The 21,346-nt window shown below is 61.2% G+C and carries 24 protein-coding genes; 19 read left to right on the top strand and 5 right to left on the bottom strand.

Annotated features, from left to right (window positions below):
* Positions 1-8: 8 nt before the first annotated feature.
* Positions 9-134, top strand: a complete 126-nt coding sequence (locus tag TR61_RS20475) for a hypothetical protein (RefSeq protein ID WP_281178027.1) — start codon at positions 9-11, stop codon at positions 132-134.
* Between the two features lie 64 nt (positions 135-198).
* Positions 199-1,530 (top strand): mechanosensitive ion channel family protein, encoded by a 1,332-nt coding sequence (locus tag TR61_RS02360; protein ID WP_050927939.1) that lies wholly within the window; start codon positions 199-201, stop codon positions 1,528-1,530.
* Here TR61_RS02360 and TR61_RS02355 read toward each other — a convergent pair.
* On the bottom strand, positions 1,527-2,081 hold the full coding sequence (locus TR61_RS02355) for a hypothetical protein (RefSeq protein ID WP_050927938.1): 555 nt from the start codon (positions 2,079-2,081) through the stop codon (positions 1,527-1,529). The two genes, TR61_RS02360 and TR61_RS02355, sit on opposite strands and share 4 nt — an antisense overlap.
* Positions 2,082-2,225: 144 nt before the next feature.
* Here TR61_RS02355 and rsfS point away from each other — a divergent pair, with 144 nt between their 5' ends.
* Both rsfS and rlmH read left to right on the top strand, forming a co-directional pair.
* Positions 2,226-2,684: a ribosome silencing factor gene (rsfS, locus tag TR61_RS02350; protein WP_082181808.1), complete on the top strand. Its 459-nt coding sequence runs from the start codon at positions 2,226-2,228 to the stop codon at positions 2,682-2,684.
* A gap of 40 nt (positions 2,685-2,724) precedes the next feature.
* Complete coding sequence (gene rlmH / locus TR61_RS02345; protein ID WP_050927937.1) at positions 2,725-3,195, top strand: 23S rRNA (pseudouridine(1915)-N(3))-methyltransferase RlmH; 471 nt, start codon at positions 2,725-2,727, stop codon at positions 3,193-3,195.
* Between the two features lie 90 nt (positions 3,196-3,285).
* On the opposite strand, the gene TR61_RS02340 is transcribed toward rlmH, so the two are convergent.
* Complete coding sequence (locus tag TR61_RS02340; protein WP_082181807.1) at positions 3,286-4,671, bottom strand: SLC13 family permease; 1,386 nt, start codon at positions 4,669-4,671, stop codon at positions 3,286-3,288.
* Positions 4,672-4,806: 135 nt separating this feature from the next.
* Entirely contained in the window at positions 4,807-5,157 is a 351-nt protein-coding gene (locus tag TR61_RS02335) for a hypothetical protein (protein ID WP_050927935.1), read from the bottom strand.
* A gap of 125 nt (positions 5,158-5,282) precedes the next feature.
* Between TR61_RS02335 and TR61_RS02330 the strand changes: the two genes are divergently transcribed.
* From TR61_RS02330 to TR61_RS02300, 7 genes are all read left to right on the top strand, one after another.
* On the top strand, positions 5,283-6,731 hold the full coding sequence (locus TR61_RS02330; RefSeq protein ID WP_050927934.1) for an FAD-linked oxidase C-terminal domain-containing protein: 1,449 nt from the start codon (positions 5,283-5,285) through the stop codon (positions 6,729-6,731).
* A gap of 62 nt (positions 6,732-6,793) precedes the next feature.
* Positions 6,794-7,906 (top strand): FAD-binding protein, encoded by a 1,113-nt coding sequence (locus TR61_RS02325; protein ID WP_425394195.1) that lies wholly within the window; start codon positions 6,794-6,796, stop codon positions 7,904-7,906.
* A 3-nt stretch (positions 7,907-7,909) separates the two neighbouring features.
* Positions 7,910-8,257 (top strand): hypothetical protein, encoded by a 348-nt coding sequence (locus TR61_RS02320; RefSeq protein WP_050927933.1) that lies wholly within the window; start codon positions 7,910-7,912, stop codon positions 8,255-8,257.
* Entirely contained in the window at positions 8,257-9,579 is a 1,323-nt protein-coding gene (glcF, locus tag TR61_RS02315) for a glycolate oxidase subunit GlcF (RefSeq protein WP_050927932.1), read from the top strand. Before TR61_RS02320 ends, glcF begins: the two co-directional genes overlap by 1 nt.
* A gap of 66 nt (positions 9,580-9,645) precedes the next feature.
* Positions 9,646-10,464 carry a trypsin-like serine peptidase gene (locus TR61_RS02310; RefSeq protein ID WP_050927931.1) on the top strand — a complete coding sequence of 273 codons (819 nt, stop codon included), beginning with the start codon at positions 9,646-9,648 and terminating at the stop codon, positions 10,462-10,464.
* A complete protein-coding gene (locus tag TR61_RS02305) occupies positions 10,461-11,276 on the top strand; it encodes a trypsin-like serine peptidase (RefSeq protein WP_050927930.1) in 816 nt (271 codons plus the stop codon). The genes TR61_RS02310 and TR61_RS02305 overlap by 4 nt, the downstream gene beginning before the upstream one ends.
* Before the next feature lie 126 nt (positions 11,277-11,402).
* Complete coding sequence (locus tag TR61_RS02300; RefSeq protein ID WP_050927929.1) at positions 11,403-11,855, top strand: Hsp20 family protein; 453 nt, start codon at positions 11,403-11,405, stop codon at positions 11,853-11,855.
* A 68-nt stretch (positions 11,856-11,923) separates the two neighbouring features.
* Here TR61_RS02300 and TR61_RS02295 read toward each other — a convergent pair whose 3' ends face one another.
* Both TR61_RS02295 and TR61_RS02290 read right to left on the bottom strand, forming a co-directional pair.
* On the bottom strand, positions 11,924-13,099 hold the full coding sequence (locus TR61_RS02295; protein ID WP_050927928.1) for an MFS transporter: 1,176 nt from the start codon (positions 13,097-13,099) through the stop codon (positions 11,924-11,926).
* A 164-nt stretch (positions 13,100-13,263) separates the two neighbouring features.
* The gene (locus TR61_RS02290) at positions 13,264-14,739 is read right to left on the bottom strand and encodes an NAD-dependent succinate-semialdehyde dehydrogenase (protein WP_050927927.1); all 1,476 of its coding nucleotides are present in this window, start codon (positions 14,737-14,739) and stop codon (positions 13,264-13,266) included.
* A gap of 194 nt (positions 14,740-14,933) precedes the next feature.
* On the opposite strand from TR61_RS02290, the gene TR61_RS02285 reads away from it, so the two are divergent.
* From TR61_RS02285 to TR61_RS02250, 8 genes are all read left to right on the top strand, one after another.
* Positions 14,934-15,725, top strand: coding sequence for an alpha/beta hydrolase (locus TR61_RS02285; RefSeq protein ID WP_050927926.1), 792 nt, complete (start codon positions 14,934-14,936; stop codon positions 15,723-15,725).
* A 121-nt stretch (positions 15,726-15,846) separates the two neighbouring features.
* A complete protein-coding gene (locus TR61_RS02280) occupies positions 15,847-17,055 on the top strand; it encodes an aminopeptidase P family protein (protein WP_050927925.1) in 1,209 nt (402 codons plus the stop codon).
* 176 nt (positions 17,056-17,231) lie between these two features.
* Positions 17,232-17,525: a hypothetical protein gene (locus TR61_RS02275; RefSeq protein WP_050927924.1), complete on the top strand. Its 294-nt coding sequence runs from the start codon at positions 17,232-17,234 to the stop codon at positions 17,523-17,525.
* A gap of 64 nt (positions 17,526-17,589) precedes the next feature.
* Complete coding sequence (locus TR61_RS02270) at positions 17,590-17,880, top strand: PDDEXK family nuclease (RefSeq protein WP_342669392.1); 291 nt, start codon at positions 17,590-17,592, stop codon at positions 17,878-17,880.
* Positions 17,881-17,890: 10 nt separating this feature from the next.
* Complete coding sequence (locus TR61_RS02265) at positions 17,891-18,523, top strand: DUF1523 family protein (protein WP_050927922.1); 633 nt, start codon at positions 17,891-17,893, stop codon at positions 18,521-18,523.
* Between the two features lie 40 nt (positions 18,524-18,563).
* A complete protein-coding gene (gene smpB / locus TR61_RS02260; RefSeq protein ID WP_050927921.1) occupies positions 18,564-19,040 on the top strand; it encodes an SsrA-binding protein SmpB in 477 nt (158 codons plus the stop codon).
* 182 nt (positions 19,041-19,222) lie between these two features.
* Entirely contained in the window at positions 19,223-20,080 is an 858-nt protein-coding gene (gene sseA / locus TR61_RS02255; RefSeq protein WP_050927920.1) for a 3-mercaptopyruvate sulfurtransferase, read from the top strand.
* Complete coding sequence (locus TR61_RS02250; RefSeq protein ID WP_050927919.1) at positions 20,080-21,264, top strand: amino acid aminotransferase; 1,185 nt, start codon at positions 20,080-20,082, stop codon at positions 21,262-21,264. The genes sseA and TR61_RS02250 overlap by 1 nt, the downstream gene beginning before the upstream one ends.
* Positions 21,265-21,346 lie beyond the last annotated feature (82 nt).

The following is a 21,346-nucleotide window of genomic DNA, read 5'->3' as shown; positions in this document are numbered from 1 at the left end:
CGCCTCTTATGCTGCTTTTGATCGCCTCGCTTGTCGTGCTGGCACTGAGTGTGCATGGCATTTCGGCAAGCGATCCCGCCTATGGGTCGCAGTTGGCCATCCTTCCCCCAACTCTGAGCGGCGCGGACATCTGATTGCTGCGCATCGGCATGTTGTTTGCCCAGGGATTTCCGGGCAGAGTGTAGATGAGGGGGCATAATGGAAGAGCAGGACCTGCCTGATACCGAAACGCTGGCCCAGATGGCGGTGGCTGTCTGGAACGACGCTCTGCTGTTGTTGCAAAGCGTCGTGACGCCCGGCTGGCGCCAAAACCAGGTGCTGATCATTCTTGCGCTGATTGGCATCGCCTGGCTGATGCGGTTTCTGACAGATGGCCGGATCGAGGCCTGGGCACGGACGCGGGAAGGCTGGGCCAAGTGGCGCTATCGCGTGCTGGTGCAGGTGCGGCGGCGGTTGATCCTGATCTATTTCGCGGTTTTTGCCTGGGTGACCTATCTTGTGATGCAGGAGGTCACCTGGCCTTCGCGCAGTTATCTGATCGGGCTGGCGGCGACGCTGGCCACGGCCTGGCTGTTCATTGCCTTTGCCGCGCGGCTGGTGCGCAATCCGTTCCTGCGGCGCGTGGTGAAATGGGCGGTGTGGATCTATGCGACGCTCTATTACCTGAACCTGATCGAGCCGGTTTCGGAGTTTCTGGACAGTCTGGCGCTGACCATCGGCGAGGTGCGGATTTCGGTGCTGACGGTGATCATCGGGCTGGCGGTGATCGGTGTGGTGGTGACCGCGGCGCGGCTGATTTCGCAGACCACGGCGGCTAATATCCGGCGAAACGAAGACCTGTCGCCGTCGATGCAGGTGCTGGCGGTGAAGGCCGTGCAGGTGATCGTCTATGGGCTGGCGATTGTGGTCGGGGTGCAGACGCTGGGCTTCGATCTGACGGGGCTTGCGGTTCTGTCGGGGGCCATCGGTGTGGGCCTTGGTTTCGGCTTGCAGAAGGTGGTGTCGAACCTTGTGTCGGGGGTGATCATCCTTCTGGACAAGTCGATCAAGCCCGGGGATGTAATTTCTCTGGGCGACACGTTCGGGTGGATCCAGACGCTGGGTGCGCGCTATGCCAGCGTGGTGACGCGGGACGGGAAGGAGTACCTGATCCCGAATGAAGACCTGATCACCGGTCAGGTGGTGAACTGGTCGCATTCGAACGAGTTCGTGCGTCTCGATATCTATTTCGGGACGGCCTATGGCGATGACCCGCATGCGGTGCGGCGCATTGCGATTGAGGCGGCGCAGGGCGTGGACCGGGTGCTGACCCAGCCAAAGGCGCCGGTGTGCCATATCGTGGGTTTTGGCGACAGCAGCGTGGATTACATCCTGCGGTTCTGGATCCGGGATCCAACGCAGGGGCTGACGAATATCCGGGGCAATGTGTATCTGGCGCTATGGGATGCGTTCAAGGAGAACGGCATTTCGATCCCGTTCCCGCAGCGCGAGGTGCGGATGCTGGGCGAACCTGCAACGGCGCTGGATTAATCCGAAACGGCGAGTTTGCCGGCCGGGGCGGTCGCGAGGCTTTTGAAAAGGGACATATGCCGGCGTTCGGCCTCTTCGATGGCCTTGCGGCTGCCGCGCAGGGTCACGGGCCATGTGGTGTCGCCAATGGTCAGCATCCAGGTCTGCGCACGTTTGAACAGGTCGATGTCGATGGCCGAGATCGGGAAGGAATAGGCGTGCGAGCTGTCGCTGGTGCGGACGATGTCCAGATCTTCGGCGCGCAGCACGCGTTCGAAACGCTGGCCGCGGGTGGAGACCAGGGTCGACTTGAGCTCTGCCGCGGGCTCGGGTGTGGGCAGCACGATTGAAATCACGCCGTTTTCCTCGGGCAGGCCCAGGTAAAGCATGGCGAAGATCGCGTCGTTCTGGATGATGCCCGCGCCCTGCAGCCCGTCCACGCGCGGGGCGTGAAGCACGCTTTCGGCGTCGATGTAATGCCAGCGGTCGATCGGCTGGGCCGCCGCATCCCTGGACGCGCCGAACAGCGCGGCGATGATCGCCAGACAGCCAAGCACCGGAAAATGCCGCACGTTTCCCCCGATAATCGTTACACAGACCGGGAAGGTTAGGGCGCAGCACGCCTTGGGGCAACAATTCGCTGCTATTGGCGCGGTGTTGGAAACAGTGCGTGCAGTTTCATTGAAATGTCATGCGTGTCTTGCTAGATTTGTCTTATGGACAGCGCGGGATCATCCCGACGCGCAGCAAAGGAGGACATTGTTCTGTCAATCCATGCAGAGGCGGCACAGGCTGCTGATGATCGGGCCTCTCATAGCGGTGCAGGCCCAGCCCAACCCACCAGCGAGACGCTGCTGGCGACAATCCTTTCGCAACTTTCTGACGACAAAGCCGAAGAGATCGTTGAGATCGATCTGCGCGGCAAATCCGCCATTGGCGATTACATGGTGATCTGTTCCGGGCGGTCGACCCGGCAGGTTTCGGCCATCGCCGAAAAGCTGGTGGATCGTCTGAAAACCGAGTTCGGCCGGCTGTCGCGGGTCGAAGGCAAGGATGCCGGCGACTGGGTGCTGATCGATACGGGCGATGTGATCGTTCATATCTTCCGCCCGGAAGTGCGCGAATTCTATCAGCTGGAAAAGATGTGGGTGCCAGCAACCGCTCAGGCGAACTGAGCGGAGTACCCCGCGCGCTGCGCGGGAACAAGGACGCGATATGCGCATCCATCTTTGCGCGGTCGGACGTTTGCGCGCCGGCCCGGAAAAATCCCTGATTGACGATTATGTGACCCGCTTTGACCGGACGGGCCGGGCCTTGGGCCTTGGCCCGCTGCGCGTGGTCGAGGTGGAAGACCGTAAAGGTGGCGGCAAGCAGGCGGAGGCCGATCTGCTGCGCGCAGCCGTGCCGCGCGGTGCGGTGATCTGCGCGCTGGACGAACGCGGCAAGGCGATGTCCTCGCCCGACTTCGCGGATCTGCTGGCGCGGTGGCGCGATGACGGCCGCGGCGACGTGGCCTTCGTGATTGGCGGCGCAGACGGCCTTGCGCCTGAATTCCGCGCAGAAGCCGACCAGCTTCTGAGTTTCGGAAAGATGGTCTGGCCCCACATGCTGGCACGGGTAATGCTGAGCGAGCAGCTTTATCGCGCGGCGTCCATTCTGGCGGGGAGCCCTTACCACCGGGTGTAAAGGCGGTCGCGATCCGGACGGGGGACGCAGGGCGGGGCGGGGTTAAGCCCTAAGCGGAAACCACGAGATCAGAGACGCAACTTTCGTTCGCTAGAACAGGACGGGAGCAAGAAACGCGCTTGCGCCGACAGCTATCAGTAACGCGATCACGTCCAATGGTGCGCCAGCACGCAGCATATCCAGTCGGGTTACCGACGGGTCGGCAAAAACGATCGCGTTCGGCGGAGTGGCCACGGGAAGCATGAATCCGATTGATGCCGCCAAAGCTATCGGAACAAGAAAGGCGACCGGGTCAACTCCAAGGTTCATCGCCACGGCCCCTGCAATCGGCAGAAAGATTGCGGCCATCGCGGTATTGCTTGCAACCTCTCCGATGTAGACAATGAGCGCCGCGATTATGAAAAGAAGAGCAAGCTCGGAAACGTACGTTGTCGCGCGAAGGTTTTCAGCCACCAAACTTGCCAGACCATTTCCTTCGATAATGCTGGCCAGCGCCAGGCCACCGCCAAAGAGGATCAGAACATCCCAACGCAATGACGCTGCAGTATTCCAATCAAGCAGTCTGCCGTCGTTTCCGTCAGGCAAGATGAACAGGGCCAGTGCCGCCATCATTGCGATACCTGCGTCGGAGATTGGAACCGAGGGCAACAGCCATTCGATCAACGGTCGGGAAAGCCACGCAAGTGCTGTGAGCCCGGCCACGAACGCGACGCGACGCTCTGATGGTTGCATTGGCGATCCTTGCGTCCCGAAGGATGTTGAAAGCGCTTCTGTCGGTACTCCGGGTGTGATCCATGTGAGGATGATCCAGGCTGCAATCAGAAGTACCAGTGCGACCGGAATACCAAGCGCCGCCCATTGCGCAAAGCCTACGTTCACCCCGTATTCATCGCTGACAAAAGCGGCGAATATCGCATTTGGCGGCGTGCCGATCAGCGATCCCATCCCTCCGATGGTTGCCGAAAATGCCACGCCAAGCATGAGGGCAGTGCCGAAGCCCAATCGATCGCTCTGGGAGCTTGAGATCGCGGCGGCGATCGGCGCGACGACCATTGCCGAGGCTGTGTTGCTGATCCAAAGGCTCAGGAAAGCCGTGCACAGCATAATGGCACCGAGAACTCTGCGCGGGCTCGTTCCGGCCAGACCAAGCAATGTCCCTGCCAGTCTCTTGTGCAGACCTGATTTCTCGATCGATTTCGCGATAAGAAATCCCCCGAGGAAAAGAATGATAAGCGGATGGCTGTAGGAGGTTGCTACGTCTTCGAGCGAGGCAATACCGGTAAGCGGCGCGACTGCCAGAGGAAGAAGTGCTGTTGCCGGAAGTGGAATCGCTTCGGTCAGCCACCAAAGCGCCATCACCAGAGCCAGCCCCAATGCACGCCACTCAAGCTCGGTCATTCGACCGGGGGCTGGCAGAACCAAAGGAGCAAGCAAGAGCGCCAATCCCATCACAATTATGAGTGATCTGCTTCTCATTGGAAAAGCGTAGCAGTTGCTGCGTCAGTGACAACGGAAGAAGCGGTTGTCAGTTACGTGCCTGCACCGTGCTGGGGCGAAGCTGGATCGCCGTTCTGCGGTCTGGCGCAGCGCGGTTTGCGCAGATGCCAGAAATCAGCGCCCTGGCAAATCCACCACCTTCCGGGTTGTCCAGCCGTCCACGGAGCAGCGCGCCTCGATCTGAACCTCGGTCAGGCCTGATGGAATGGTCACGCCTGACAGCGACCGGGTGAAGGGCTGTTCGTCCACATGCGGGTGATAGAGGACGCGCAAGCCCAGTTCGTTGCCCTCCATATCCAGCACGCGCCACCCATCGGCATAGTGGTCCCAGCCCGTATCAGGGTGGGTTACGGTCACGTCAAAGCGCCAGGTGGTGCCGGTGGGGGTCGCCTCCACCCGGTTTATGGTGACGGGATCGGCAAGCGCCGGGCTGGCCAGCAGGAGGAGAGGGAGGAGATATTTCATCGTCTCAGCCTATCTCATAGCTGAGAATGGCGGGTGTCACTTTCCTGTGCGTGGCAGAATCGCTTGTCAGATCGCGAAATTGGTAATATATTTTTACCAGTTTGCGTTGTTTGGAGGAGACGCCGATGGAAATGCCCGCCCCGAACCCGGCGATTTTGGCGCGTAAGGCCCGTGTGGTCGAACGGTTGCAGTCGGTTCTTCCCAAAGACGCCGTCATCCATGATGAGGCCGAGACGCGCGCATATGAATGCGATGCGTTGACGGCGTATAAATGCCCTCCGATGGCGGCGGTCTTGCCGTCCTCGACCCAGGAAGTGTCGGATATTTTGCGCATCTGCCACGAAGAAGGCGTGCCGGTGGTGCCGCGCGGGTCGGGTACGTCGCTGGCAGGCGGTGCGCTGCCCACGGCCGATTGCGTGATCCTGGGCGTGGCGCGGATGAATGATGTGCTGGAGACGGATTACGAGAACCGGATCATTCGGGTGCAGACGGGCCGCACCAACCTGAGCGTGACGGGGGCTGTTGAGGAAGAAGCGTTCTTTTATGCGCCCGATCCGTCCAGCCAACTGGCCTGTGCGATTGCCGGGAACATCGCAATGAATTCGGGCGGGGCGCATTGTCTGAAATACGGGGTGACGACGAACAACCTTCTGGGTGTCACCATGGTGATGATGGATGGCACTGTGGTGGAGATCGGGGGCGCCTATCTGGATGCCGGTGGTCTGGACCTGCTGGGCGTCATTTGCGGGTCCGAGGGGCAGTTGGGTGTGGTGACGGAAGCCACTCTGCGGATCCTGCGCAAGCCCGAAGGCGCGCGGCCTGTGTTAATGGGTTATGACAGCAATGAAACGGCCGGTGCCGTAGTGTCGGACATCATCAAGGCGGGTGTGTTGCCGGTGGCGATCGAGTTCATGGACCGCCCCTGTATCGAGGCGTGTGAGGCCTTCGCCAAGGCGGGCTATCCGATGTGTGAGGCGCTCTTGATCGTTGAGGTCGAAGGCTCGGACGCCGAAATCGACATGCAACTGGGTCTGATCAAGCAGATTGCGCAGAAGCACAACCCGGTTGAACTGCGCGAGGCTGCCGATGCCGATGAGGCCGGCCGTATCTGGCTGGGCCGGAAATCGGCCTTCGGGGCGATGGGGCAGATCAACGATTACATGTGTCTGGATGGGACGATCCCGGTGTCCTCGTTGCCTTACGTGCTGCGCCGGATTGGCGAGATGTCCAAGGAGTTCGGCCTGGATGTGGCCAATGTGTTCCATGCGGGCGATGGCAATATGCACCCGCTGATCCTGTTCGATGCCAACAAGCCCGGTGATCTGGAAACCTGCGAGGCCTTCGGGGCCGAGATCCTGAAGCTGTGCGTTGAGGCAGGCGGCTGCCTGACCGGAGAGCACGGTGTGGGGATCGAGAAGCGCGATCTGATGCTGGTGCAATACACGGCCGAGGACCTGGAGGCGCAGATGGCCGTGAAGGACGTGTTCGATCCGGCCTGGTTGCTTAACCCCGCCAAGGTTTTCCCGCTGTCTGAAAGTGAAACGCGGCGCGCGCAGGCCATTGCTGCGGAATAAGGGGGCCAGCCCCCTCGCCGCTTGTGCGGCTCACCCCCGCCGGTATTTGAAAAGAGAAGAATATGCTGAGACCTGAGACAGAGGCCGAGCTGGCCGAGATCGTCGCCGGAACGTCAGAGCCGCTTGCGGTGCAGGGCGGTGGAACGAAAGGCATGACGCCCGACGGTGTGGTGCTGACGACCCTAGGGCTGAGCGGTATCACGCTTTATGAGCCGGGCGCGCTGACCATCGTGGCGCAGGCGGGCACCACCCTGGCCGAGGTTGAGGCTGCGCTGGATGCGGAAAATCAGCGTCTGGCATTCGAACCGATGGATTATCGCGGTCTTCTGGGCACAAGCGGAGAACCCACGATTGGTGGTGTGGTGGCCGCGAATGTCTCGGGGCCGCGTCGGATATCCGTGGGGGCCTGCCGCGATTTTGCGCTGGGCGTGCGATATGTGGATGGGGCCGGGCAGATCATCAAGAATGGTGGTCGGGTGATGAAGAACGTCACGGGCTATGATCTGGTCAAGCTGATGTCGGGCGCGCGGGGGACTCTGGGCGTTTTGACGGAAGTTTCGTTGAAGGTGCTGCCGAAGCCCGAAGCGCTGGCCACTGTGATCGTGCACGCGCCTGCCGATGATGACAGTGCGGTGCGGGCGATGTCTGCGGCGCTGGGATCGCCTTATGACGTGACCGGGGCGGCCTATGTTCCGGCAGACGGTCAGGTGCTGGTGCGGGTCGAGGGATTTACCGATAGCGTGGCATATCGCGCGGGGCAGCTGCAGGACGTGTTGAAAGATTTCGGCGAGGTCACTGTGGAGGCATCCGACGCATCCGCGGTCGCTTGGCAGGCCATCCGCGATGTCACCCGTATGCATGGGGTCGATGGTGATGTCTGGCGGATTTCGGTCAAGCCCACGGATGGGCCCGCGATTGCGGCGCGGCTTGAGGCGTTGGACGTTATGTTCGACTGGGGCGGCGGGCTGATCTGGGCGCTGATGCCCAGGGGTACGGATCTGCGCGCCAAGCTGGGCGCGTTTGACGGCCACGCCACCCTGGTGCGTGCCGATGCCGGCACGCGCGCCGCGCTGGGCATGTTCCAACCCGAACCCGCACCGGTGGCCGCGATCAGTGCCGGATTGCGTGCAAGGTTCGATCCGAAGGGCCTGCTGAATGCCGGGCTGATGGGGTAAGCCATGCCTGTGTCTTTCCTGATTACTTTCGTTCTGGCCTTTGCGGTTGGCCCTCTGATCGTGCTTTCGCTGATGCGCCGGCCGTCTGACGTGTCGATCATCCGGCCTTTGGGTCTGGCGACCGTGGTCATGGTGGTTCTGGCGATCATGGCTCCGATGATCGGTTTGCCTGCAGCGCTGGCGACCTTTCTGCTTTGGGCGTCCTGGGTGCTGTCGATGGCGGTCATGGGACATGTGATGCGGCTGGTGATCGGAACACCGGGCGCGAAACGGTGGACGGCGGCGGTGGCCGCCATGGGGGCGACGATCCCCTGGTTTGGAATTCTAATCGCACGGGCGGTGGCAGCGTAATGCAGACGACATTTACAGAAGATCAGCTGAAAGATCCCGGGATTGCCCGGTCGAACGAGATCCTGCGGACTTGCGTGCATTGCGGGTTTTGTACTGCGACCTGCCCCACCTATCAGGTGCTGGGCGACGAACTCGACAGCCCGCGGGGCCGGATTTACCTGATCAAGGATATGCTTGAGAATGAGCGGGAGCCGGATGAGAAAACGGTCAAACATATCGACCGCTGCCTGTCTTGCCTCGCCTGTATGACGACCTGCCCGTCGGGTGTGCATTACATGCACCTGGTCGATCACGCGCGCGAATACATTGAAAACAAATACAAACGCCCGCTGTTCGAGCGTGTGTTGCGTTGGACCCTGGCGCAGATCCTGCCTTATCCGATGCGATTCCGTGTGGCCTTGTTGGGGGCCAAGATCGGGCGACCCTTTGCCTTTTTGATGCCGGATGCGCGACTGAAGGCCATGCTGGAGATGGCGCCGAAGACGATCCCTCCGGTCAGCCGGAATGACGATCCGCAGAGGTTCGCGCCGAAAGCCGAGAAGAAGATGCGCGTGGCGCTGATGACGGGCTGCGCGCAGAAGGCGCTGAATACGGACATCAACGATGCCACCATTCGTCTACTGACGCGGCTAGGCTGTGAGGTTGTGGTTGCCGAAGGCGCAGGGTGCTGCGGGGCGCTGACGCATCACATGGGCAAGACTTCGGAAAGTCATGCGACGGCGGCCAGGAACATCAAGGCCTGGGCGCGCGAGATGGATGGCGAGGGGCTGGATGCGATTGTCATCAACACCAGCGGCTGTGGCACTACGGTCAAGGACTATGGGCATATGTTCCGCAATGAGGCTCTGGCCAAGGATGCAGAGCGTGTGTCGAAGATCGCCATGGATGTCAGCGAAGTGCTGATGAAGCTGGATCTGCCGGACGGCGAGGATAAGGGGCTGACGATTGCCTATCACGCGGCCTGTTCGTTGCAGCACGGACAGCAGATCAAGACCTATCCGAAAGACCTGTTGAAAAAGGCCGGTTTCACCGTGGTGGAGCCGCGCGACAGTCACCTGTGCTGTGGGTCTGCGGGGACTTATAACCTGATGCAGCCTGAGATTTCGAAACAGCTGAAAAAGCGTAAGGTCGATACGCTGGAGGCCAAGAATCCCGATGTGATTGCTGCCGGCAATATCGGCTGCATGATGCAGATCGGGTCAGGGACCGAGGTGCCGATCGTGCACACGGTCGAACTGCTGGATTGGGCCACAGGGGGCCCTCAGCCGCCTGCGATGACCGCGCCGGGCAAACGCGCGCCAGAGGTGCCGATCCTGCGATAGCCGCGTCGTTGCCGCATTTTTGCCAAAGCCCGTTGCTATTTTCCGGGGCAACAGTGGAGGCAGGATATGGCGATACGGGATTGGGTTCTGGCTTTGGCTTGCGTTTTTGGCGCGGGCGCCGCTGTGGCGCAAAGCGGTGGATTGCAAAGCCTTGAGACCAGCGACGCCGGTCGCGGCTGGGAGGCCGTCGGGCGTCTGGATATCAACGGTAAGGGCTTTTGCACCGGTGCGCTGATTGCGCCCGATCTGGTTCTGACGGCGGCCCACTGCCTGTTTGACACGCGCAGCAAGGCGCGGGTGTCGCCCGACAGCATTCAGTTCATGGCCGGGTGGCGGAATGGCCGCGCGTCGGCATATCGCGATGTGCGGCGCGCGGTGATCCATCCGAATTATGTTTTTGACCCATCGGTTTCGGCGGATGCAGTGCGGTTCGACATTGCACTGCTTGAGCTGCAGCAGCCCATTCGCAACACAACCGTGATCCCGTTCCAGACCGCTCCGCGCCCGCGCAAGGGGGATGAGATTGGCGTGGTCTCTTACGCGCACGACCGGTCAGAGGCGCCGTCCCTGCAGGAGGTGTGTTCGGTCATGGCCCGGCAATCGGGGATCCTGGTGATGTCGTGCAACGTGGATTTCGGATCCTCTGGCGCACCGGTCTTCAGTTTTGAGGACGGACGCCCGCAGATCGTATCCGTGGTGTCGGCAAAGGCCGAGGTTGAGGGGCAGAAAGTGTCCCTGGGCACGTCTCTGCAGGAACCTTTGGAATTGCTGAAGGCTGATCTGGCCAACGGGGGTGGGTTCCCGCAGGGCGCCGCGCCGCGGGTCAATCGGATCACCGTTGGCGGGGCGCGCCGCGAGACCGGCGCGAAATTCGTCAAACCATGAGGTTGCGCGGGCTGATCCTGGCGGTTGCGGCCTGCCTGATCGCGGATGCGGCGCTGGCGCAATCGCAGGGGTTGCGGCGGCTGACAGACCGGGATGACCTGCTGGGCTGGGAAGCGGTTGGCCGGTTGGATAACGCGCAGGGCGGGTTTTGCACCGCCACGCTGATTGCCCCGGATCAGGTTCTGACGGCGGCGCATTGCGTTTACGACCGCGCGCGGCTGCGCGAGGCGGGGGAACTGACTTTCCGCGCCGGGCTGCGCGACGGGATCGCGATTGCCGAACGCGCCGTGGCGGCGATTGCGGTGCCTGCGGCTTATGACCCCCGCAAGGGCATGGCGTTGGACAATGTGCGTCACGACGTGGCGCTGTTGAAGCTGAACCAGCCGATCACCACTGCCGATGCCGACCCCTTTGTGTTGCACCAGGGGTCAGCGCAGGGAACGCGGATCAGCGTGACATCCTATGGGCAGGGGCGGGAAGACGCCCTGTCACGCCAAAGAGAGTGTGAGATCGTGGCGGAAAGCCATCCGCTCATGGCCTTTGACTGCAATGTCACGTTCGGATCCTCGGGCGCGCCTGTCTTTGTGCTGAACGGCCAAAGGGGGCGCATCCTGTCGGTGATCTCGGGCGGCGGGGTGGTAGACGGCAAGACCGTTTCGCTTGGCATGGCGCTGCCGGAAGTGGTGCAGGCGCTGAAAGCTGATCTGCGCAGGCAGGGCGTGCCCACACAAACCCCGACCGTGCGCCGCCTTGGCGCCGGGGAAGGGCGCAGCACATCAGGCGCCAAGTTCGTCCGCCCCAGCGGGTCTTGACAGCGAAAAGCCGCGTTCCCACATGAAGTGGTGCAGGATGCCAAGTCTGGGTCCTGCGCATAACACCCGCCCGTCCGATAAGGAGGGCATACATAGTCAATCGCTCAAGAGATGAGGATAACGACGATGAGAACGTTTGATCTTGCACCGCTGTATCGTGCAACTGTCGGCTTTGACCAGATTGCCGATCTGATGGACCGGGTACTGACCAATGATGTCGGACAGTCCACGTACCCCCCATATAACATCGAGAAAACCGCTGATGATGCCTATCGCATTTCGATTGCCGTGGCCGGTTTTTCCGACAATGAACTGAATGTCGAAGTGCGCGAGCAAAGCCTTGTTGTGTCCGGCCGGAAGGCCGAAGACGAGGGTGAGCGTACCTTCCTGCACCGTGGCATTGCCACCCGCGCCTTCGAGCGGAAGTTCCAACTGGCCGATCATGTGCATGTGACGGGTGCAGCGCATGAAAACGGTATGCTGCATATCGATCTGAAGCGCGAAGTGCCCGAGGCGCTCAAGCCGCGCCGGATCGAGATTGCAGGCACCTCGAAAGCCATTGAAGGCACTGTGAACTAAGACACGTCCCCTCGGTTTTAGTCAGACGGCCCGGAGCGCAAGCTTCGGGCCGTTTTCTTTCCGTATTTTTAAAGAGAGGAAGCAGGGGGTGTGCGCCAGGCGAACCACGCGGTGGCGAGGCTGGCCAGTTTGATCGCCAGAAGGGTTGCGAGCAGGGCCGTGGGGGTAGGTGTTGCGGTCATCGCCCAGCCAACGGCGAGGGTGGTGAGCGCGCCAAGGCCCACGGTGAGTGCGCCGGTGATGCCGGAAGCTGTGCCGGAGCGTTCGGGTATCACGCTGAGCGCGCCTGCATTGGCGGTGGGCGTGGTCAGCCCGTTGCCGAGGCCGATAAACAGCGTGAAGGCAAAGAGGCTGAGTGCCGAAGGGTCAGTGAGGCTGAGGGCCAGAAGCCCGGTCACGAGGCCCGAGACGGAGAGCACGCGGCCCGAAAACATGACGGTATCGGGATGGATCCGTTTGCTAAGCCGCGCGCCTGTGAAGCTGCCTGCCATGAAGCCTGCGGTGATGCTGCCAAGGCCGATGCCGAGTGTGGTGCCCGACAGGCCAAAGCTTTGCGCGGCGACGATGGGGGCACCGGCCAGAAAGCCGTAAAAGGCGCAGGTCGACAGAGCCATGGTCAGCGCATAGGCCCAAAAGCGGGGCGCGCGGAGGAGTGGGCCGGGGCCGGGACGGGGGCCCGTGGTTTTGATCCGGGTTTCGCGCAGGTCGATGGCGATGGCGATCAGCAGAAGCGCGCCCAATGCGGCGTAGACGTAGAAGTTGGCGCGCCAGCCGAAGGCGTCTTGCAGTACGCCGCCCAGCATTGGCCCCAGCAGGGGTGCGACGGCCATGGCCCCTGCGATATAGCCCAGAAGGGACGCGGCATCGGCGTGATCGCGGGTGTCGCGCACCACAGCGCTGGCCAGGATGAAGCCGGATACCATGACGCCCTGTCCCAAACGGTAGATCAGGAACCACGTCCAGCTTTGCGCGAGCACGCAGCCGATGGAGGCCAGAAGGAACAGTATGACGGCAGCTAGAGCCGTGGGCCGGCGGCCGATACGGTCAGAGATCGGGCCGATGATCAGCGCCAGAACAGCTGTCATCGCAAGATACCCGGCAATCGCGAAAGTGGCTGTGCCGTAGGGGACGTCAAAAGCCACCGCGATGGCAGGCAGCGACGGCAGGAACATGTTCAGCGACAGCGTGCTGGACGCGGTCAGAAGGATCAGGGTGATCAGGCGGGGGGAGGCGGTGGTGGTCATATCTGTGGTCCAAAAGAAAACGCCCCCAAGCGGTGCTGGGGGCGCGAATGATCGGAACGAAGGGCTGGGGTCAGCCTTCGGCGCGCCTGTTCACATTGAAGACGACGATGTTCATTCCGATCTCCTTATCTGTCGGGTCACGCTAGGCGGCGCGATCCATCCTGTCAAATCGACAGGCAGACATATTTCATTTCGAGATAGTCTTCCATGCCGTGATGCGATCCTTCGCGGCCCAGGCCGGATTGTTTGACGCCACCGAAGGGCGCAACCTCGGTCGAGATGATGCCGGTGTTCACGCCGACGATGCCGTATTCCAGCGCCTCGGCCACTTTGTAGACGCGGCTCAGATCCTTGGCATAGAAATAGGCGGCCAGGCCGAAGATCGTGTCGTTGGCCATGGCGATGACCTCGTCCACATCGTCGAATTTGAAAAGCGGCGCGAGGGGGCCAAAGGTTTCTTCCTTGGCGACTTTCATGTCTTGGGTAACGCCGGTGACGACGGTGGGTTTGAAGAAGTTGCCGCCCAGTGGGTGGGCTTCGCCCCCGGTCAGAAGCGTGCCGCCCTTGGCAGTGACGTCGCCCAGATGCTCCAGCACTTTTTCGACCGCTTCGTGGTTGATCAGGGGGCCGGTTGTGACGCCCTCTTCCAACCCGTCGCCGACGTTCAGGTTTTCCACCGCTTCCTTCAGTTTCGCGGCGAAGGCGTCATAGACACCGGCCTGCACATAGATGCGGTTGGCGCAAACGCAGGTCTGGCCGTTGTTGCGGAATTTGCACATCATCGCGCCTTCGACAGCGGCATCCAGATCGGCGTCGTCAAAGACGATGAAGGGCGCGTTGCCCCCCAACTCCATAGAGCATTTCATCACTTGATCGGCGGCCTGTTTCAGCAGGATGCGACCCACTTCGGTGGAGCCTGTGAAGGTGAGTTTGCGCACGGCGGGGTTTTCGCAGAATTCCTTGCCGATTTCGGAGGAACTGGAGGATGGCACGATGTTCAGCACTCCTGCGGGGATGCCTGCACGTTCCGCCAACACGCCCAGAACGATGGCCGAGAGCGGGGTTTCCTTGGCGGGGCGAGCGACGAAGGAACAGCCTGCGGCCAGTGCCGGGCCAGCCTTGCGGGTGATCATCGCGTTGGGGAAATTCCACGGCGTGATGGAGGCTGCGACGCCGATGGGTTGTTTCATCACCATGATGCGCTTGTCGCGCTGGTGGCCGGGGATGGTTTCGCCATAAACGCGTTTGGCTTCCTCGGCGAAGAACTCGATGAAGGAGGCGCCATAGGCAATCTCACCCTTGGCTTCGGCATGGGGTTTGCCCTGTTCGGCGGTCAGGATCGTGCCCAGATCGTCGGCATTTTCCATCATCAGGTCGAACCATTTGCGCAGAACGGCGGCGCGTTCCTTGCCTGTCCATGCTGCCCATTCCTTTTGTGCGGCTTCGGCCTGTGCGATGGCGCCTGCGACTTGCGCGCGGGACAGGTCGGCCACCTCGGCCACAACATCGCCGCGGGCGGGGTTGGTGACGGCGAAGGTGCCGTTGTCACCGTCGACCCACTGGCCGCCGATATAGGCGCGGGTTTCCAGAAGGCTTGGGTCTTTCAGAAGTGATTTGAGATCTGTCGTTGCGTCCAGCATGGGTCCCCTCCGCAAAAAGCACTCGCAGAGGGAAAGCAGTTGGGGCAGGTTTTGTCCAGAGCGTGTTGTGCTCAGCCAGAATATGCTCTTGCCCTCAAGGTCGAGGCAGCGTTTGCGAAGCACAACGCGTTCGAGCTTGAGGGGAAGGCCATTTTGCACAACACGCTTTTGGGCCAGTTGAGGGGAGAGAATGCATGGAGCTGGATGATGCCTATGCCAATGGGGCGTATATCGCGGGGGCCGAAAGCTATCCGCCGCGCTGGGCAGCAGAGGCGCAGGCGTTTCGGGATGCTTTAGGCGCGCGGGCGCGGATCGGGTTGCGATATGGCGGCGCGGAGCGGGAGGTTTTTGACCTGTTCCTGCCAGAAGGCGATGCGCGCGGGACGGTCGTGTTCGTACATGGCGGATATTGGCGGGCGTTTGACCGGTCGACTTGGTCTCATCTGGCCGCAGGGGCGGTAAACAGGGGCTGGGCGGTGGCGATGCCGTCTTACACGCTGTGTCCGAAAAACCGGATTTCCGGGATCACCAATCAGATTGCGGCGGCGGTGAGCGAAGTTGCGGCGCAGACTGAAGGATCGCTGGTCCTGACGGGGCATTCAGCGGGCGGGCATCTGGTGGCGCGGATGCTGGCGCCGGGGATGTTGCCCGCCCGTGTGGCCGAGCGTGTCGAGCGTGTTGTCCCGATCTCTCCGCTCACGGATCTGGAGCCGTTTCTGAAAACCTCCATGAACGAGGATTTCCGGATGGATCTGGCCGAGGCGCAGGCCGAAAGCCCGATCCATCAGCCTGCGCCGGATGTGCCGGTGACGATCTGGGTGGGAGGCGATGAACGCCCGGCTTTCCTGGATCAGGCGCGGTGGTTGGCCGACGCCTGGGACGTGCCCTGCCATGTTGAGCCGGGCAAGCATCATTTCGATGTAATCGACGCGCTGGGCGATCCCGACAGCGAACTGACACGGCTCTTGACCGGGGCGGCGCTTTAGGCAATCTGCATCCAGCCGGGGCGATGGCGTCGCCCGAGACGGGCACATGATTCCCGCCCGTATTGGCGCAGTTTCTACCATGTCCTGTACGCCGGGACCTTTCTGAAAAGGAGGGTCTGACATGACCGCTCGTCCTGAAATGTATCGGTTCCACAACGGCGAAAAGGCCAAGCTGCCCTTCGCCGAGATTGAATATGAAGCCCGCCTGAAAGGCCTTCGCCAGAGGATGGAGGAGGCGGGCTGCGCCGTGGCCGTCTTCACCTCGATGCACAACATCGCCTATTACTCGGGCTTTCTGTATTGCAGCTTCGGTCGGCCTTACGGGCTAGTCGTGACCGAGACCGAAAGCGTCACGATCAGCGCGGGCATCGATGCGGGCCAGCCCTGGCGGCGGTGCCACGGCGACAACATCACCTATACCGACTGGCAGCGCGACAATTTCTGGCGCGCGGTTCTGTCGGTGTCGGGGGAAGGCAAGGTTGTTGGGTATGAGGGTGATCACCTGACGATCCTGCAGCGCGACAAGTTGGAGGATTTCCTGAAACCCGCCGCGATGATCGACATCGCGCCTGCCACGATGCGCCAGCGGATGCACAAATCACCCGCCGAGATCGCGTTGATCCGGCAGGGCGCGCAGGTCGCCGACGTGGGCGGCTATGCGATCCGCGACGCGGTGAAGGAAGGCGTGCGCGAGATCGACGTCGCCATGGCGGGCCGCGACGCGATGGAGGCGGAGATTGCCAAGCGTTTCCCTGATGCCGAATACCGCGACACCTGGGTGTGGTTCCAATCGGGGCTGAACACCGACGGGGCGCATAACCCGGTCACGGGCCGCGTGCTGGAACGGGGCGACATTCTGAGCCTGAACACGTTCCCGATGATCTCGGGCTATTACACCGCGCTGGAACGCACGATGTTCGCGGGTGAGGTCGACGACGCCTCGCTGAAAATCTGGGAAGCGAATGTGGCCGCCCATGAATACGGGATGAGCCTGTTGAAACCCGGTGTCTCCTGCGCCGAGGTCACGCACCAGATCAACGCGTTTTTCGAAGATCGCGACCTGCTACAATACCGCACCTTCGGCTATGGTCATTCCTTTGGGGTGCTCTCGCACTACTATGGCCGCGAGGCGGGGCTGGAGCTGCGCGAGGATATCGACACGGTGCTGCAGCCCGGCATGGTGATTTCGATGGAGCCGATGCTGACCATTGCCGATGGCCAGCCCGGTGCTGGCGGGTATCGTGAACACGATATTCTGGTCATCACCGAGGATGGAAACGAGAATATCACCGGCTATCCCTATGGGCCGGAGTTCAACGTGGTGGGGTAAGGACCATCGCGTCCCGGACTTGATCCGGGACCTCATGCGGAAAAGAGAGGCCCCGGCTCAAGGCCGGGGCGTTTTTTTTTGGTCTGTCATGTTTTTCACGACGCAGAGATCGCCTCTTGCCGTGCGGCGTCGGGTGCGCATGTTCTGGCAAACTACGTTCATCGAAAGGGCATCGGATGTTGGTTGCCGTGATTACGGGTCTTGCTGTTCTGGCCGGGCTTTTTCTGCCGCTGCGCTGGGGCGTGTTCGGGTTTCTGGGCGCGGCCACCCTGCTGTATCTGGGGTTCTTTGCCCTTCTGGCAGCGCGTGGCTTTGAAGGGCTGCCGTTGTCGGAGTCTCTGTTGTTGTTCGAAGGCAGCACAGTCGCCTATCTGGCGTTCAACCTGCAGGTCGCCTACCGCGCCTTTGCTCTGCCTGTGCTGGTCTTGGCGGCCGTTTTCGTCCTGCGCCAGCAGCGCAAAACACAATAAGCCCACCAAAATGGCGCTTGTCGGTTGATTTCAGGTGCTTGACGCATCAGGTGATAACCCAAGCGTGGCCAAATCCGAGGGAGCCTTCATGCTGGGTGCCGCCAGACTTTTGTTTATTCTGTTCGTCGTTCTGACCATCGTTTACGTCAGCCTGTCTTTCTATTCCCGCTCGGTCCGGCGTCAGAAGCTGGAAGATCAGTATCACCACGACGGCATGCCCGGCGATAAGGAGACCTTTATTCGCGAGGGGCTTGAGGAATATGATGGCTCTGTCCGGCGCAAGCTGATCTGGGGGGTGTATGTCATTCCGCTGACGGCTATCGCGATCCTGATCTATGTGACGAATTTTATGTGAGGACCCATCGATGCGGTATGTGAAATGGGCGTTCATCCTGCTGTTCTGGGGAACGATCGCGTCTTTCCTGCATTACACGCTGCCGCAGCATGACGTTGTGCGCATCGTCAACACCTATGAAGAGCGGCAGGAGCTGAACGACTGGACACGCATCTTCTGGGCGACGCCGGATGATCAGTCTCTGAACATCTCGAACCGCGATGTGCAGTTCATTCAGGCGGTGCGCCCCAATGGCCGCGCGATTGTCTATCGCAACGAAGACACGGGCTGGCGCTGGCCGCCCTATTTCAAGTTCGACACCGCGAACCTTTATACCGAGGCGGCGGATCGCGTTTCGACCAAAAACAACCCCGAATGGGTCAGCATTCGCCATTATGGCTGGCGGAACGAGTTCTTTTCCTCCTTCCCCAACGCGATTTCCATCAAGCCGGTGGAAGGGCCCGATTACCGTCCGATCAACGTGTTCAACATCATCTTCCTGACGATCTTTGCCGCGATTGTTTATGCGCTCTGGGTGCGCTGGCGGCGGTTCCGCCGCGCGCGGATCTTCCCGGTACTGGAAGATATCGAGGATCGGTTCGACGCAGCTGGCGATGCAGTCAGCGAAAAGGGCGGGCGCTTGCGCCGCTGGCTGGGGCGGTAAGGCTTGTAGAGCGGCGGCGCAGCCCCTACATCTGCGCGCCATGGCACAGAAGAAATCAGATCCGAATTACAAGGTCATCGCCGAGAACCGGCGCGCGCGGTTCGATTACGCGATCGAGCGGGATATCGAATGCGGTATCGTCCTTGAAGGGTCCGAGGTGAAATCTCTGCGCGAAGGCGGCGGCAATATCGCCGAAAGCTATGCCGCGGTCGAAGATGGGGAACTGTGGCTGGTCAACAGCTATATCCCGCCCTATGCGCAGGCCAAGTCTTTCAAGCATGAAGAACGTCGGCGCCGGAAGCTTCTGGTCAGCCGCAAGGAAATGGCCGATCTGTGGAATGCGACCCAACGCAAGGGCATGACGCTGGTGCCGATGGTGATGTATTTCAACCATCGCGGCATGGCCAAGATCAAGCTGGGCGTTGCCAAGGGCAAGAAGAATGTCGACAAGCGCGAAACCCAGGCCAAGCGGGATTGGTCGCGCCAGAAGCAGCGGTTGCTGAAGGATAACCGCTGACGGAAACTGACGCAGTTTCCGGGGCATTTTTGACGCAAAAATGCACATCGCTTGGAATGGAGCGCGGGGAAACTGCGTCAGTTTCCCATCCATTTTCCGCGTCGGAAAATGCTGTACACGGCCTTGCCAGTATAGCCCATGAAGCGTTAAGCACACGAGCGTTGCCCAAAGGAATGTCCTCCATGTCTGCTGACGATCCCAAAACGCTGGTGTCCACCGAATGGCTGGCGGCTCACCTCAAAGATCCTGACCTGCGTATCCTTGACGGGTCGTGGTATCTGCCCGCTGCGGGCCGTGACCCGAAAGCCGAATATGACGCCGCCCATATCCCCGGCGCGCGGTTTTTCGATATTGACGAGATTTCCGACCTACGCTCGGACCTGCCGCATATGGCGCCACCGGCCGAGAAATTCATGAGCCGCATGCGCGCCATGGGCGTGGGCGACGGCCATCAGGTGGTGATCTATGACGGGGCGGGCGTCGTGTCAGCCGCGCGGGTCTGGTGGCTGTTCCGGTTGATGGGGCAAGAGAATGTCGCCGTGCTGGATGGCGGTTTCCCCAGATGGCAGGCCGAGGGGCGCGAGATCGAGGATCTGCCGCCCATGGTCCGCGACCGGCACATGACCGTGCGCGTGCAAAACCAGCTGGTGCGGGATGTGACGCAGGTCTCATCTGCCTCGAAACTGGGTGATGTTGAGATCGTCGATGCCCGTTCGCCAGGCCGTTTTGCAGGCTCTGAGCCTGAACCGCGTGAGGGTCTGCGCGCAGGCCACATCCCCGGTTCCAAAAATCTGCCCTATCAGGCACTGATGAATGACGATGGCACGATGAAAGACGCCGCCGGTTTGCGCGCGGCTTTTGATGCGGCAGGTATCGACCTTGCCAAACCCGCCATCACCACCTGCGGATCGGGCGTTACGGCCTGTATCCTCGCCCTCGCCATGGAGCGTTTGGGTAAAGATGACTGGTCCGTTTATGACGGATCCTGGGCCGAATGGGGGGCGTTCCCCACTGTGCCCGTTGCCACCGGAGAAAACTGATGTTCGATCGTCTCAAGGCGCAGCCTGCCGACAAAATCCTGGCCCTGATGCAGATGTATCGCGAGGACCCGCGCGACCAGAAAATCGACTTGGGTGTGGGTGTCTACAAGAACGCCGAAGGGGTCACACCGGTGATGCGCGCGATTAAGGCCGCCGAACACCGCCTGTGGGAGGAACAGGAGACCAAAGCCTATGTCGGGCTGGTGGGCGATCCTGCCTTTTCCGATGCGATGATCAAGCTGATCCTGGGCGATGCGGTGCTGCGTGATACGGTTGCGGCGGCGGCAACCCCGGGCGGCACGGGCGCGGTGCGTCAGGCGTTCGAGATGATCCAGATGGCTAACCCGGATGCGCGCGTTTTCGTTAGCAATCCGACCTGGCCCAATCATATCTCGATTCTGAACTACCTGGGGATCGAGACGGTAATGTATCGCTATTTCGACGATGACACCCGTGCGGTGGATTTTGATGGCATGCTGGAGGATCTCAAGCAGGTGCGTGAGGGCGATGTTGTTCTGCTGCATGGCTGCTGCCACAACCCGACCGGGGCCAACCTGAACCTGGTGGAATGGAAAGCCGTCATTGACGTTCTGAACGACCGTGGCGCGCTGCCGATGATCGACATCGCTTATCAGGGCTTTGGTGACGGGCTTGAAGCGGATGCCGAAGCGACGCGGCTGGTGGTCTCAAGCGTGTCGGAATGCCTGATCGCGGCCAGCTGTTCGAAGAATTTCGGCATCTACCGCGAACGGACCGGCCTTTTGATGGCGGTGTCACAGGATGCCGGTGCGCGCGGTCTGAACCAGGACACGCTGGCCTTCCTGAACCGGCAGAACTATTCCTTCCCGCCGGATCACGGCGCGCGTCTTGTCACCATGATCCTGAACGATGACGATCTGCGTGCGGATTGGGCGAAAGAGCTTGAAGATGTGCGCCTGTCAATGCTGGGCCTGCGTCAGAGCCTAGCCGATGAGCTTCAGCGCCTCACCGGCTCGGACCGCTTTGCCTTCCTGGCGCAGCACCGTGGCATGTTCTCGCGCCTCGGCGCTTCGCCTGAGCTGGTTGAAAAGCTGCGCGTCGAACATGGCATCTACATGATCGGGGACAGCCGGATGAACATTGCCGGGCTGAACCAGAAAACGATTCCGATCCTTGCCAAGGCGATTGTCGACGTCGGCGTCTGAGCCATTGTTGCCTGCTTGAAACGCCCCCGACGGACCCTCCGGCGGGGGGTTTTCTTATGCGTCGATGACCGGGCGCACCGTC

The sequence above is a fragment of the Aestuariivita boseongensis genome (genome assembly GCF_001262635.1).
Taxonomy (GTDB): domain Bacteria; phylum Pseudomonadota; class Alphaproteobacteria; order Rhodobacterales; family Rhodobacteraceae; genus Aestuariivita; species Aestuariivita boseongensis.
This window is presented reverse-complemented; position numbering and strand designations above follow the sequence as displayed.